Annotated in this window: 14 protein-coding genes and 1 tRNA gene; 11 read left to right on the top strand and 4 right to left on the bottom strand. The window is 42.3% G+C overall.

Annotation, left to right across the window (positions count from 1 at the left end; translation table 11 throughout):
- Window positions 1-487 precede the first annotated feature (487 nt).
- From WCM76_03810 to WCM76_03780, 7 genes are all read left to right on the top strand, one after another.
- The gene (locus tag WCM76_03810) at window positions 488-856 is read left to right on the top strand and encodes an ORF6N domain-containing protein (GenBank protein MEI6764741.1); all 369 of its coding nucleotides are present in this window, start codon (window positions 488-490) and stop codon (window positions 854-856) included.
- A gap of 308 nt (window positions 857-1,164) precedes the next feature.
- A complete protein-coding gene (locus tag WCM76_03805; protein MEI6764740.1) occupies window positions 1,165-1,776 on the top strand; it encodes a hypothetical protein in 612 nt (203 codons plus the stop codon).
- Between the two features lie 96 nt (window positions 1,777-1,872).
- On the top strand, window positions 1,873-2,253 hold the full coding sequence (gene gcvH / locus WCM76_03800; GenBank protein MEI6764739.1) for a glycine cleavage system protein GcvH: 381 nt from the start codon (window positions 1,873-1,875) through the stop codon (window positions 2,251-2,253).
- 150 nt (window positions 2,254-2,403) lie between these two features.
- Window positions 2,404-3,477 carry a TerC/Alx family metal homeostasis membrane protein gene (locus WCM76_03795; GenBank protein MEI6764738.1) on the top strand — a complete coding sequence of 358 codons (1,074 nt, stop codon included), beginning with the start codon at window positions 2,404-2,406 and terminating at the stop codon, window positions 3,475-3,477.
- 228 nt (window positions 3,478-3,705) lie between these two features.
- Window positions 3,706-3,783 (top strand) — tRNA-Val (locus WCM76_03790).
- Window positions 3,784-3,873: 90 nt separating this feature from the next.
- Window positions 3,874-4,047 (top strand): hypothetical protein, encoded by a 174-nt coding sequence (locus WCM76_03785; protein MEI6764737.1) that lies wholly within the window; start codon window positions 3,874-3,876, stop codon window positions 4,045-4,047.
- Window positions 4,048-4,407: 360 nt separating this feature from the next.
- Window positions 4,408-5,439, top strand: a complete 1,032-nt coding sequence (locus WCM76_03780; GenBank protein ID MEI6764736.1) for a fibrobacter succinogenes major paralogous domain-containing protein — start codon at window positions 4,408-4,410, stop codon at window positions 5,437-5,439.
- A gap of 137 nt (window positions 5,440-5,576) precedes the next feature.
- Here WCM76_03780 and cysK read toward each other — a convergent pair whose 3' ends face one another.
- The 3 genes from cysK to WCM76_03765 form a co-directional block, all read right to left on the bottom strand.
- A complete protein-coding gene (gene cysK / locus WCM76_03775; GenBank protein MEI6764735.1) occupies window positions 5,577-6,491 on the bottom strand; it encodes a cysteine synthase A in 915 nt (304 codons plus the stop codon).
- Window positions 6,492-6,563: 72 nt separating this feature from the next.
- Window positions 6,564-7,109: a cysteine dioxygenase family protein gene (locus WCM76_03770; protein ID MEI6764734.1), complete on the bottom strand. Its 546-nt coding sequence runs from the start codon at window positions 7,107-7,109 to the stop codon at window positions 6,564-6,566.
- A gap of 300 nt (window positions 7,110-7,409) precedes the next feature.
- Window positions 7,410-9,494: a tail fiber domain-containing protein gene (locus WCM76_03765; GenBank protein ID MEI6764733.1), complete on the bottom strand. Its 2,085-nt coding sequence runs from the start codon at window positions 9,492-9,494 to the stop codon at window positions 7,410-7,412.
- Window positions 9,495-9,850: 356 nt separating this feature from the next.
- Between WCM76_03765 and WCM76_03760 the strand changes: the two genes are divergently transcribed.
- Genes WCM76_03760 through rnc form a run of 3 tightly spaced genes read left to right on the top strand, consistent with a single transcriptional unit; the run spans window position 9,851 to window position 12,092 of the window.
- Window positions 9,851-10,090, top strand: coding sequence for an acyl carrier protein (locus WCM76_03760; protein ID MEI6764732.1), 240 nt, complete (start codon window positions 9,851-9,853; stop codon window positions 10,088-10,090).
- Between the two features lie 15 nt (window positions 10,091-10,105).
- Window positions 10,106-11,359, top strand: coding sequence for a beta-ketoacyl-ACP synthase II (gene fabF / locus WCM76_03755; GenBank protein ID MEI6764731.1), 1,254 nt, complete (start codon window positions 10,106-10,108; stop codon window positions 11,357-11,359).
- A 22-nt stretch (window positions 11,360-11,381) separates the two neighbouring features.
- Complete coding sequence (rnc, locus tag WCM76_03750) at window positions 11,382-12,092, top strand: ribonuclease III (GenBank protein MEI6764730.1); 711 nt, start codon at window positions 11,382-11,384, stop codon at window positions 12,090-12,092.
- A 10-nt stretch (window positions 12,093-12,102) separates the two neighbouring features.
- Here rnc and WCM76_03745 read toward each other — a convergent pair whose 3' ends face one another.
- Window positions 12,103-12,618: a hypothetical protein gene (locus tag WCM76_03745; protein MEI6764729.1), complete on the bottom strand. Its 516-nt coding sequence runs from the start codon at window positions 12,616-12,618 to the stop codon at window positions 12,103-12,105.
- Between the two features lie 61 nt (window positions 12,619-12,679).
- Here WCM76_03745 and WCM76_03740 point away from each other — a divergent pair, with 61 nt between their 5' ends.
- Complete coding sequence (locus WCM76_03740; protein MEI6764728.1) at window positions 12,680-13,687, top strand: acyl transferase; 1,008 nt, start codon at window positions 12,680-12,682, stop codon at window positions 13,685-13,687.
- The last annotated feature ends 41 nt before the right edge of the window (window positions 13,688-13,728 follow it).

The following is a 13,728-nucleotide window of genomic DNA, read 5'->3' as shown; positions in this document are numbered from 1 at the left end:
GCGAGGTGGTCAATTTGAACCGGCGCACACTGGATATTTAGAGCGTTTTTTCCACTTAAAGTTTGCAATATTAATTGCATGACCGGTTTCATAAACTGAAGCCATAGTATTTGTTTTTTTTGTTAATCTAATCAACAAAAATAATTTATATTTTCCCAAAATGCAACAAATTAACAAAAAAAATATTTTCAATTGCACTAATAATCAATACATAACAATTAATTATAAAATATTATCAGTTATTATATAAACTCAGCTTATCATTTGAAAACCTCGCTTTATCATTTATGTAATTTTATTCACTATTTCCAATTATGCCTCTGTAATTATCAATTATTCCATGGTCATTTCCAATTATACCTCGGCCATTCTCAATTATTGCATGGTCATTTCCAATTAAGCCCTGGTCATTCTCAATTATCATCCGGACACTTATAATTCTGGCTTGGTCATTCTCAATTATGCCTTGGTCATTTTCAATTATCACATGGTCATTTCCAATTCTTCAATGAATCCAACCGAATTCCGAAATTGGAGGTCACAATTTGTGACCTCCAATTCAGATGTGATGGGTTTGCGTCATGCTCCTTTTTGTTTCACCGAGCAGGGTGTAACCATGCTCTCGTGTATTCTGAACAGTAAAATGGCCATTGAAGTAAACATCCGGATTATCCGCGTGTTCACCCGAATGAAAGAAATGCTTCTAACTCACAAAGACATCTTACTCAAACTTGAGAAACTTGAAAAACAGGTAAATCAAAACAACAAGGATGTGCAGATGATATTCGAAGTGCTGAAACAACTGCTTGATCCGCCCGAAGCACCAAGAAGGCAGATTGGCTACAAGAGCAAATAGCGGCCAGGGCACTTTTGCAACCATTCAATAAAACAAATACCATGGCAAAACCCACATTATCGGTTATTCCCGATGAGGCTATCGTTGGTAAGAATTGCCAATTGGTAATTATTAATTGAAAAACATCGTTCTCCGGGTATTTTTGCCCGACGGAGTCAATTTTTTTATAACTTTACTTCGTTATTATAACAGAGCATTAACAGGTAAAGCCGAAATAACATAAGAATACAGGTTTGTTTACGCGTTTATTAAACAGCAGTACAATTTACTCACGACAGCAATTAGCGTTCAATAAAAAAATAATCAGCATGAAAAAGAACATCCTCATTATTGTACAATGCATTGTGCTCTGCATTGTAATAAACAGCTGCAAAAAATCCGATTCGGGAAAGGATGGTGATGCCACGAAAGATACCATCTGTGAAGGAAATGGCGGCAAATCGTGGTTGCCCCTGGCGGTGCATAATCAGTGGAAATATACCATAGAGAGTCTGAACTTGGAGCCAAAACTTACTGTAATAAATTCAACCGTGGAGAATTCAAAAACCTATTGGGTTATCAGAGACTCCACAGGGCTAATGCAGCTCGGAGATCTATACCTGCGCGAAGACCCGAAATCACATAATCTGTATGCTCTCGATTTAAACTCATCTTCCGGAGAGTTTCTGTATTTACCGGCATCGCCGGAGCTCAATCAGTCGTGGATGTATTTTACGCATCTGCTAAAAGTTACAAATCTTGCCGCCACATATTCAACATCGACCTGTTCGTACTCCGATTTGCTGGAGGTGTCGGTGTATGATGGCATTAGTATCATAGACAAACATTACTACAAAAAAGGACTTGGGTTAGTCGGCACCGAAAGTTGTGGCGCTATGACCGGAATATTATTTAAATTGAACGCAGTGAAGCTTTATTAAATGAATTTGCGGCACCGCAATATCTTTTCTCGTTCATAAACACTTCCTGAGTTTGGAGTTAAAAAAAAATGTATTTTTGGTGAAAATTTATAGCATATGACGATTCTTGATAATTTATTGTACACCAAAGACCACGAATGGCTTAGGGTTGAAGGAAACGAAGCATATATCGGCATCACTGATTTTGCTCAGGGCGAATTGGGTGATATCGTTTTTGTGGAAGTAAACACTGTTGGCGAAACGGTTGCTATTGGCGAAACATTCGGCACCATTGAGGCTGTTAAAACGGTTTCAGATATGTTTATGCCTGTTTCGGGTGAAGTAACAGAGGCAAATCCGTTGCTTGAATCCAATCCCGAAACGTTAAATAAAGATCCTTACGGCGACGGTTGGGTTATAAAAATTAAATTATCAGATCCGGCTGAAACAGCCGTTCTTCTTACAGCAGATCAATACAAACAATTAGTGAACGGCTGATAACCGAAGCTCACTAGTGTACTCATAAAGCAGGCAATTCTGGTCGCCCTGACCCGTGCTGCCTGCTGTTTTTTTGCCTTATACTTAGCGGAAAAGCAGAACAATCAGCAACCTAAAAATGAATATCTTTGCAGCAATCAATAAATGTCTATGAACATTAGTGAAGGACTGACATTCGGGTTATTCATTGTATTTATCCTCACCTTGTTGTTTATCGACCTGGGCGTTTTCAGCCGGAAAAATCATGAGATAAAATTTCGCGAAGCCCTTATATGGTCGGCATTCTGGATACTGCTTTCGGTGGCTTTTTATTTTGTGATACTCTGGTTTGGGGAATACATTCACGGCGTTACCACACTCACTCAGGTCAAGGAACAGATTATTAAGTATCATCATCCTTTCGTGCTTCCTGAAGGGATTACGGACATACAGGCGGTTACCTTATATAACAAAAATCTTGCGCTGGAATATATCACCGGTTATTTAATTGAGAAATCGCTTTCGGTCGACAATCTCTTTGTGATGATTTTAATATTCTTTGCCTTCAACGTAAAGAAAATGTATTACAAATGGGTCTTGTTCTGGGGCATCATCGGCGCACTGATCATGCGGTTCCTGTTCATTTTCGGCAGTTCGGTCATCATACAGCGTTTTGAATGGTTCCTCTATCTGTTCGGTTTATTTCTGGTATTTACCGGCGTAAAAATGTTCATCACGCGCAACAAGGAAGACAAGAAAATAGATGTTTCCAGGCATCCTGCGGTTCGTTTTGCATCGAAATTCCTGCCGCTTTACCCGCGTTATGTCGGAAACCGTTTCTGGATAAGGAATAAAAAGAAGAAATTCTTATTTACACCATTGTTTCTGGTGTTGCTGGTAATTGAATTTTCGGATGTCATTTTCGCCACCGATTCGGTTCCTGCCATATTTTCGGTTACCGAAGACCCGTATATAGTGTTCTTCAGCAACGTATTTGCGATTATGGGATTGCGTTCGTTGTTTTTCCTGGTATTGAACGTAATGAGCATGTTCCGTTTTCTGAAGCACGGATTATCGGTATTGCTCACATTTATCGGCTTGAAGCTGTTATTTAATCACTGGCTTAAGGAAATAGGTTTCACAACGGCATCGTCGCTCTACATTGTATTGGGGATACTGTTAGTAAGCATAATACTTTCATTAATTTTTCCGGAAAAGAAGGACGCAAAAGAAGTTAATGCGTAAAAAAATCTACAGTTTGTTTGCAGGTTTTAAGAATTGATATATATTTGCACTCCCTTACGGGGATGTTCTTACACAAAAAAGAGTTTAGCTCAGCTGGTTCAGAGCATCCCGACTTTATGTCGGGAGGGTCACCGGCAGAGAATATTGAATAAAGGGAGTTTAGCTCAGCTGGTTCAGAGCATCCCGACTTTATGTCGGGAGGGTCACCGGCGGAGAATATTGAATAAAGGGAGTTTAGCTCAGCTGGTTCAGAGCATCTGCCTTACAAGCAGAGGGTCACTGGTTCGAATCCAGTAACTCCCACCAACAAAAAGCAAGGGTTTCAGAATTTTCTGAAGCCCTTTTTGTTTATGTATACAGTGTATATCCTATTTTCGAAAAACAGAGACCGGTATTATGTCGGCAGTACCTCTGATGTTGATGGCCGAATCAAGCGCCACAATACCGACCATGCCGGATTTACAGGACATTCAGGTGATTGGAAACTTCTTTGGAAAAAGGACTTTGATGGAAAATTTGCTGCACTGGAATTTGAGCGAAAAATCAAGAGTTGGAAAAGCAGGAAAATGATAGAAAAATTAATAGGCCAAGGCTCCTGAATATTGGTTCAGAGCATCCCGACTTCAAGTCGGGAGGGCCACTGGTTCTCCGTCGGCTGACGGACAGTAACAAAGTATTTAGTATTCAGTCGTTAGTAGTAAGACAAAAAAAGATGACCGCTTGATGCGGTCTTTTTTATTTTCGGGAATGGTCACTGGTTCTCCGTCGGCTGACGGACACTAACAAAGTATTTAGTATTCAGACGTTAGTAGTAAGACCAAAAAGGATGATCGCTTTATTGATTATTGAAAAAATCAATATATTTACAAAGGGAAATTTGCAATTGTACCCTGAGTATTCAGTCGGCACTTATCCGTTAATTCCATAACAATGAAAACAAAATTCAAAATTTTTCTGTTTCCGTTGTTAGCAATCGGATTAGTGATAATGCTTGCATACGGTTGTAAAAAAGCATCAAAAGACAGCAAACCAACGCCAAAACCTGCTCCAACACCAACATTGCATTTTCCATTTTTGACAACCTCCGCTGTAACCCTTATTACACAAACCACCGCCTCCTGTGGTGGTAATATTACTTCTGATAGTGGCTCGGCAGTTACAGCACGAGGCGTGTGTTGGTGCACAGGTTATGCAATTCCTACAATTGCCAACAGCAAAACAACAGATGGTACCGGTATAGGCAACTTTACAAGTGCGATAACGGGCTTAACGCCAAATACTCCTTACACGGTGATGGCGTATGCCACTATAAGCTCCGGCACATACTATGGCATCCCTATATCATTTTCAACACAACATGGCGAGGGCAGCACCGTAACTGACATTGATGGCAATGTTTATCATACGGTAACTATTGGAACGCAGGAGTGGATGGTAGAAAACCTGAAAACAACCAGATACAGAAATGGTGATAAAATAGGCACAACTACACCGGCAACATTAGATATAAGTGGTGAAATCACTCCGAAATATCAATGGGCTTATGATGGTAATGAAAGCAATGTTGCCGTTTATGGCAGATTATATACCTGGTATGCAGCCACCGACAGCCGCAACATTGCCCCAGTGGGTTGGCATGTCCCCACTGATGCTGAATGGACAACGCTGATAATCTATTGGGGTGACTCGCTTACTGCAGGTGGCAAAATGAAAGAAGCGGGCACGACACATTGGCACAGTCCTAATACCGGCGCTGATAACAGCAGTGGCTTCACGGCCCTTCCGGGTGGTTGGCGTGGCAGCAATTTCGCCGAGGTTGGTTGGTGCGGCAAATGGTGGAGTTCTACTGAGTACGTTACAAACTGTGCTTGGGAACGGACTTTGTTCTACGGTTACACAGGTGTACAAAGGAGTTGGCCCTATGAGTTTTGTGGTTTTTCTGTGCGTTGTGTGAAGGATTAGGATAGAACACGCCGGATTTATTGTCTGTTTTCCGTCGAAATTATTTGATCATTTTTATTACTCAGACGTTAGTAGTAAGACAAAAAAAAGGAAAGAGTCAATTGAATCTTTCCTGATTGATGTTCTGACAAAGACAGTTATTCGAACAGCCCTTCGGTAGAAAGGTAGCGTTCGCCTGTATCGTACGAGAACGTAAGTATTCTGCTGCCTGCAGGAATTTCAGGAAGTTTTTTTGCGACCGCAGCCAGCGAAGCGCCCGAGGATATTCCAACAAACAGGCCTTCTTCCCTGGCGGCTCTGCGCGCGTAATCAAACGCCTCATCTTTGCTGACCTGTATTACGCCATCAAGAATGGCGGCATGAAGGTTGCCGGGAATGAATCCGGCGCCAATGCCCTGTATCGGATGCGGTCCGGGTGCTCCACCGCTGATGACGGGCGAGAGCTCAGGCTCGACGGCAAAAACCTTCAGCCCGGAAAATTTTTCTTTCAGTACTTCGGCACAAGCCGTGATATGCCCCCCGGTGCCAACACCTGTTATCAGGTAATCCAGCCCGTCGGGGAAATCTGCCAGTATCTCTGCTGCTGTAGTTCTTTTGTGGATGTCGATATTGGCCGGATTATTAAATTGCTGAGGAATCCATGAACCGGTTGTGGTTGCTGCAAGTTCGTTCGCTTTTTCGATAGCTCCTTTCATGCCTTTTTCACGCGGCGTGAGTTCGAATTCTGCACCATAAACTTTCATCAGGCGTCTGCGCTCAATTGACATTGACTCGGGCATTACAAGAATAAGGCGGTAACCTTTCACAGCGCATACCAGCGCCAGTCCAACGCCTGTATTGCCCGATGTAGGCTCAATAATCACACTATCACTTTTCAGTAATCCACGCTGCTCGGCATCTTCAATCATTGCCAGTGCGATGCGATCTTTAATACTCGATCCAGGATTCGTTTTTTCTATTTTTGCCCATACTTCATGAGTACCGGGGAACAAACGGTTAATCCGCACGTGAGGCGTATTTCCAATGGTCTCTAAAATATTTTTTGCTTTCATACTCTGATTGTTTTAATCGGTTAAAAATAAGGACTTCATCAGTCTGTTTCCGCAAAGAAATTTGCAGAAATTCTATGACGTAAGCAGGTCGCCCTTGTCAGGATTCCATGCTCCGCATTCATTTTTTACAATATAGCTTTTAGTCTTGTCCTCTTTATCAATCACCTTCATTCCGTTCATAGGCGGAACATAAAAGTGTAATGAAACGGCAAAGGTTTCGCTGTTGTTTTCAATAGCGTGATAAATACCCTGAGGCACTTCTGCTATGGTATGGTTGACCAGCGGAATAATTCCGACCTGTTCCAGATTCGGATTATACAATACATTATCTGCCTTACCTGAAACGGAATATACACATCCGAATGAATCACCGTGATCATGTATATTGCTGCTCTTTCCGGGTTTCCAGTTCATAACAATGACCTCGAAATTTGAGGAACGGTATGCACATTTTCGACCGTAAGGCAGGTCTTCCGGATAGAGCAGATGGTCTGTCATATCGTCTGAGTTAAAATCGAATTTTTGCAATATCGCCTTGAAATCAGCCGGACCTTTTATCTGTTCTTTGGCTTCTGTGTAGCACTGTTCAATACCTTTAACCTTTTCGTAAAAATTCATGGTTCCTGTTCTTATTAATAATTGATTTTATGAAAAATTATCGTCGTTTACAACACTCTAAAAACTTGGTGATGATGACAATGCAAAGTTAGGATTGTTGCTTTGGATGTGTGCAATAACCGATTGATATACATCAGCCCGAGAACTGAAATAATTCATGTTTTGTCCGAGGAAGGTGTTTACCTGAAGTGTGCTGGAATTAATATTTTTTATGCAAGAATTTTGGTACGGACCCCAATAAAAAAGAGGCTGTCATTTTAATAACAGCCTCTTTTAATAAATATAGGTATCAGTGAACTGCTACTTGAGTTTCTTTTCAAGAGCGTCAACCCGGTTTTTAAGAGCATCATTCTCCGACTTCAGCTCTTTGATAGCCTGGAGCAAAACTGCAGTAAAGCCGCTATAGTTTACACCTAGCTGTCCATGCTCGTCTTTACTGGTAAGTTCAGGAAATTGTTTTTCAACTTCCTGAGCTGCAAAACCAATCTGAGTTCCTGCCGGATGCGACTCCTTATCTTTAAATTCAAAATAAATCGGCTGAATAGCATTCAGTTTCTCCAGAACGCCTTTGATAGGAAGTATTTTTTCTTTGAGTGTAGTATCAGAGAATTGAGTCAGACTGCCGGCTATCCACATATTTCCATTCTTATAAATCACGGCAGCATTAGACGGACTTCCTGATGTGCCGTTGCCTGCGATAAAAAGCGGTTCTGAAGAATTCCACAATGTTGCACTACCTGAAGAGCTGTTATATTTTCCAATGGTCAGTGCGGAAAACACATTCGCATTCGTATAATAACCCATGGCAACACTATTATCGGCCGATGCCACACTGACCTGTCCCATTGATACAGCATTGATGCCGCTTGCCGTAGTGGAATTACCCATTGCAACCGTGCGGTCATTGGTGGCATTTGTTTGTTGATTCATAGCAACAGAAGCATATCCGCTGGCTGTTGTGTGGTCATTCATTGCAAATGACTGATTACCGCTTGCGGTAGTGGAATAACCTGTCGCAGTGGAAATATAGCCTGATGCAAGCACTCCGCTTCCAAGTGCAACGGCATATTCGCGGTTTGCAACCACCTTGCGGCCAATAGCCACCGAATAGGTTGAATCTGCAATAGCAGAATCGCCAATTGCAATAGCCGATAAACCGTCGGCAATGCAATTATTTCCAATAGCAACAGCCGTGTTTTTGGTCGCTTTACTCTTATATCCCATCGCAGTACTCCACCACCCGGCGGCACGTGTTTCTTCTCCTGTGGCGAATGAAATATAGCCGGTTGCCATGGACAAATATCCGAAAGCCGTAGCGCCATCGGATGTTGCCTGAGCATTAAAGCCCGAAGCGGTAGAATAGTTGCCACGCGCCTTGCTAAAATAGCCCAACGCCACTGATCCGGTTCCGGAGGCCCAGGTTTCCTGACCAATACCAACTGAATAATTTCCGATTTCAGCAGCATCCCAAACGTTTGAGGATACATCACCCGCCCTGAAAGCGCCTTTTGAAGGGATAAACATCATACGGGTACTTGAACTCGCCGCCGGCGTATTTCCTACGTTTCCTGAAACAAGGAAGGTGCCGCCTGTTACGTGAAGTTTTGCTAAGGGGTTTGTATTTCCGATTCCAACACTTCCGTTATCAAAAATTGGAGCCAGGGTACAGGTGGCATTTGTTCCGTTTGATTTTACTATATAATTAGTCTGTGCGCATCCTAAAGGTCCGGTTGGTCCGGTTACTCCATTCGTTCCGGCAGCCCCTGTGGGTCCGGCGACTCCCTGAAACCCTTGAATACCCTGAATGCCTTGTACGCCTTGCGGACCGGTCGGTCCGGGATCGCCCTGAAGACCCTGTATACCTTGTACACCTTGTATTCCTTGCGGACCGCTGGGGCCGGTAACTCCCTGAATACCCTGAATACCCTGCACACCTTGTATTCCCGAAGGACCTGTAGGTCCCTGAATTCCCGGTACACCTTGAATACCCTGCACGCCTTGTGGACCTGTAGGTCCGTCAATACCGGCAACACCCGGGATGCCCTGAGCGCCTGTAGGTCCGTCAATACCGGCAATTCCCGCAGGACCTGTCGGCCCCATGGGACCGATAGCCCAACGCCATACAACGCCATCAAAATATGAAAATTGGTTTGCGTCTGTATCATAAACAAACAGACCTGTGGCCGGTGCGGTTATTGCAAGTTTCTGAACCGTACTCAGACGAGGGATGAGTATCCCCTTGTCCTGGGCGGACAGGTCGAGTATAGACGACTGATCTGGCATATTGGTGCCAATTCCAACGTTTTGCTGTCCATAGCTAAGACTGCTAAAAACGAATAAAAATGCTAATATACAACGCCTTACATGCTTTATTATTCCTGTCATGTTTTTTTGTTAATGTGGTAATATACAAAAATAACAAACCTATTTTAACCACGATAAAAATATTTTATTAATTATACAGATATTTGTGTTAATAAGTCAATTCAAATGATAGGAGTAATTGCGTTTTTCAGGGTTATTCAATAAATAATTTTTATTCATTCAAATTGCCTGTACAAGCATTGAATAAGCGCTCCGGTTTCTTAAAATTTGTTAAAAACAGAAAGGATAAAATTGTCGGATATAATTACAAATCAAATAATTATACATCAAAAAACAAAAAGCAGTTTTAAAAAGGTTGGTTATGTAATGAGAAATAACTTTCTTTGCACCCTTGTTTAACAAAAATCTTAAAAAACATGTCAGACATTTCAACAAGAGTAAAAGCTATCATAGTTGATAAGCTTGGTGTAGATGAAAAAGAAGTTACCCCCGAAGCAAGTTTTACTAATGACCTTGGCGCAGATTCTCTTGACACTGTTGAGTTGATTATGGAGTTCGAAAAAGAATTCAATATTGCCATCCCAGATGAAGAAGCTGAAAAAATCAGCACTGTTGGAGACGCGATAAATTATATTGAGAGCAATACCGCCAAGTAAGAAATCATACCTTAGATGACGTTGAAGCGCGTTGTAGTTACCGGTCTTGGTGCACTTACACCTATAGGCAATACCACGGCTGAATATTGGGAATCTCTTTTGAATGGGAAAAGCGGAGCCGCAGGGATTACGCATTTTGACTGTTCAAAATTTAAAACCCAGTTCGCCTGTGAAGTAAAGAATTACGATCCTTTAAAATACTTTGACCGCAAGGAAGCCCGTAAAGTTGACTTGTTCACACAGTATGGATTGGCTTCTTCTGAAGAAGCCATTAAGGATTGTGGTATCGACCTCACAACAATGAACCTGGATCGCTTCGGCGTAATCTGGGGTTCAGGTATTGGTGGTTTGGAAACATTTCATGAAGAAGTAATGGGCTTTGCAAAAGGTGATGGAACACCCAGGTTCAATCCATTCTTCATTCCAAAGATGATTGCCGATATTTGTTCGGGTCAGATATCTATAAGATTTGGACTTCGCGGACCGAACTTTACAACAGTTGCAGCCTGTGCATCTTCTTCAAACGCGCTGATTGACGCCCTGATGTATATCCGTTTAGGGAAAGCCGATATGTTTGTTACCGGAGGTTCGGAAGCGGCCGTAACGGTTGAGGGTATGGGTGGCTTCAATGCCATGCACGCACTTTCAGTTCGCAACGACGATCCCACTACTGCTTCAAGACCCTTTGATAAAGACCGCGATGGTTTTGTACTGGGTGAAGGAAGTGGCGCTGTAATCTTTGAAGAATTAGAGCATGCACTTGCCCGCGGAGCCAAAATATACTGTGAGGTTGCCGGAGGCGGACTTTCTGCTGATGCTCATCATATTACATCTCCCCATCCCGAGGGTGAAGGCGCAAAAAGAGTTATGCTTGCAACACTCGAAGATGCCGGAATGAAACCCGAAGATATTGATTATATCAATGCCCACGGAACATCAACGCCACAGGGTGATATAGCCGAGCCTAAAGCAATTATTTCCTGCTTCGGCGAACACGCATACAAACTCAATATCAGCTCCACCAAATCTATGACGGGTCATTTGCTTGGCGCCGCAGGTGCTGTTGAAGCTATTGCAGCCATACTGTCGGTTGTGCATGATATTGTTCCTCCCACCATCAATCATTTTACAGACGATCCTGAGATTGACAACAATCTGAATTTTACCTTTGGTAAAGCACAGGAACGTACGGTGAGAGCGGCCCTCAGCAATACTTTCGGCTTTGGTGGTCATAACGCATCCATTGTTTTCAAAAAGTTCGTAAAATAACGATCTAACCTGTCATTCTACGATAACATTACATTCCAAGCTCGATAAAGAACTGATTCAAAAGGTAAAAACCATTACAGGCTTTCGCCCGGCGAATCTGCATTTGTATAAGCTGGCATTCCGTCATAAATCGGTTGCACAGGAAGTAGTAAAAGGGGTCCGTAATTCGAATGAACGGCTCGAGTTTCTGGGCGATGCCGTACTCGGTTCCGTCATGGCAGACTTCTTGTTCAGAAGATATCCAACCAAAGACGAAGGCTTTTTAACTCAAATGCGCTCAAAATTTGTAAGCCGGGCCCATCTCAATAAGCTTTCACAAAAAATGGGACTTGACAAACTGATTGTGGTTGAAAACGACGGAAACAATGTGTATCGTTCCATGAATGGAGATGCGTTCGAAGCCTTTATTGGCGCTATTTACCTCGATCGCGGATACGATATAACCCGTAAAGTCATTCTGAACCGCATCATCAAATACTATATTGATATTGAAGAGCTGGAAGCGCGGGAAGTAAATTATAAAAGCAAACTTCTTGAATTGGCTCAAAAAGAAAAAACACAACTTGAATTTTTTATTGCCCAGGAAAAAGGAAAAGGATATTCAAAACAATACGTTATTGAAGCCCGCATCGACGGGGTAAGCCTTGGCTCAGGGCAAGGCTTTTCAATTAAAGAGGCCGAACAAAGTGCTGCTCAAAATGCCTATCTGAAACTTACGGCCGAATCTCAATAGCACCGACTTATCAATGTTTTTTTACAATAATATCAGGCGTGGTAATAATATTGCTTTCGTGTAACGCTCTGTCGGCAATGGCAGCATCAAACCGTATGGTGTCGTATTGTGAGAACGGGTTGTTGATGAAAAGCTCAATTTCTATTTCGCCATTCAGTGATTTATCGTCGCCTGAAGGAGTAAGGTCGGGAATACGGGAATTGTTGGATACGGGAAGATGCACTTCTTTATAAACGCCTTTTTGTTTTTCATAATAAGTGATAAAAAAATTGTAATGATACCGGCTCGAGGTATCATAGGGAGCAATGGTATCTTCAGGTCTCAGACCAACATCTCCGTCGCCATCGGTAAACGATATTTTCAGCTTACCTTTGTCGTCAATACCGGTGCTGTTTTGTACCTTTGTAAAACTCATGAATTCAATGTGCGGCTCGATAGGGTATGTTTCCTTTTTCTTGCAGGCAATGAACATCGCTGCAGAAAAATACAGAAAAACAATAAGTAATATGAACCGTCTGAGTTGCATCTGTCAATGAGAATTTATTATTACGCGAATCCCGTTTATAACGATATAAAGGTATAAAAAATTGTTCGAATCATCAGCGTTTCATCCCGATATCCTTAAGAAGCAAATCTTTGAAATTATCACTGATCAGGATTTTAATGAGACAGCATTGGATGTATTCAGGTTTCAGTTCCAGAACAACGAAGTTTACAGGCGCTATGCCGGCTTGATAAATATTGCTCCGGACGCGGTGAAACACTATTCGGAAATTCCGTTTCTGCCGGTAGAATTATTCAAATCACAAGCCGTAGTTTCATCGGCAGGAACACCGGCGCGTATCTTTAAAAGCAGCGGTACCACCGGGCAAATTCAGAGTAGTCATTATGTTTTCGATGAAATACTATATCAGAAAAGTATTGCTGCTTGCTTTAAAATTTTCTTTGGCGAAATTCGGGATTATACTATTCTCGGTCTTGTCCCTGATGTAAAAACACGGCCTGAATCATCGCTTGCCTACATGACAGATATGCTCATCAGCATAAGTGAAAATGAGGAAAGTGGCATATTTCTCGGAAATGAAGCGGTATTGGAGCAAAAAATCAACGAATTGTCGGAACAAAAAAAGAAGGTAATGCTTATCGGTTTATCGTATGCATTACTTGATATGGCTGAGAAATTTCCGGTTCGTGCTCCTGAGTTGATTGTTGTTGAAACAGGCGGTATGAAAGGCCGCCGAGAAGAACTTATAAGAGAACAGTTGCACGAACGACTTTGCGCAGGCTTTGGTGTTTCAAAAATTTACTCGGAATACAGCATGTCCGAACTGCTCTCACAAGCATGGTCTAAAGGCAATGGTATTTTTAATGTCCCGCCCTGGATGAAAGTACTGACACGCGATGCCGCCGATCCGTTTACGCTGCTGAATGCCGGTGAAAGGGGCGGCATCAATATCATTGATTTAGCAAATATTTACAGCTGCAGTTTCCTTTCAGTGCAGGATACTGGAACAGTTCATGATGACGGCAGCTTTGAAATTGCCGGCCGTTTCGACAACAGCGACCTGAGGGGCTGCAGCCTTTTACTGTCTTAATAAATCGCAAAAACCTTTGGCTGTTTCAATTAAAAAACTTA

This window comes from Bacteroidota bacterium (genome assembly GCA_037133915.1).
Classification (GTDB): Bacteria; Bacteroidota; Bacteroidia; order Bacteroidales; family CAIWKO01; genus JBAXND01.
The sequence above is the reverse complement of the archived record's forward strand: the minus strand, read 5'-3'. Positions and strand labels throughout refer to the sequence as shown.

Coding starts and splice junctions, on each gene's coding strand:
- WCM76_03810 (MEI6764741.1), top strand. CDS start 488: ATGGTCATTTCCAATTCTTCAATGAATCCAACCGAATTCCGAAATTGG.
- WCM76_03805 (MEI6764740.1), top strand. CDS start 1,165: ATGAAAAAGAACATCCTCATTATTGTACAATGCATTGTGCTCTGCATT.
- gcvH (MEI6764739.1), top strand. CDS start 1,873: ATGACGATTCTTGATAATTTATTGTACACCAAAGACCACGAATGGCTT.
- WCM76_03795 (MEI6764738.1), top strand. CDS start 2,404: ATGAACATTAGTGAAGGACTGACATTCGGGTTATTCATTGTATTTATC.
- WCM76_03785 (MEI6764737.1), top strand. CDS start 3,874: ATGTCGGCAGTACCTCTGATGTTGATGGCCGAATCAAGCGCCACAATA.
- WCM76_03780 (MEI6764736.1), top strand. CDS start 4,408: ATGAAAACAAAATTCAAAATTTTTCTGTTTCCGTTGTTAGCAATCGGA.
- cysK (MEI6764735.1), bottom strand. CDS start 6,491: ATGAAAGCAAAAAATATTTTAGAGACCATTGGAAATACGCCTCACGTG.
- WCM76_03770 (MEI6764734.1), bottom strand. CDS start 7,109: ATGAATTTTTACGAAAAGGTTAAAGGTATTGAACAGTGCTACACAGAA.
- WCM76_03765 (MEI6764733.1), bottom strand. CDS start 9,494: ATGACAGGAATAATAAAGCATGTAAGGCGTTGTATATTAGCATTTTTA.
- WCM76_03760 (MEI6764732.1), top strand. CDS start 9,851: ATGTCAGACATTTCAACAAGAGTAAAAGCTATCATAGTTGATAAGCTT.
- fabF (MEI6764731.1), top strand. CDS start 10,106: ATGACGTTGAAGCGCGTTGTAGTTACCGGTCTTGGTGCACTTACACCT.
- WCM76_03745 (MEI6764729.1), bottom strand. CDS start 12,618: ATGCAACTCAGACGGTTCATATTACTTATTGTTTTTCTGTATTTTTCT.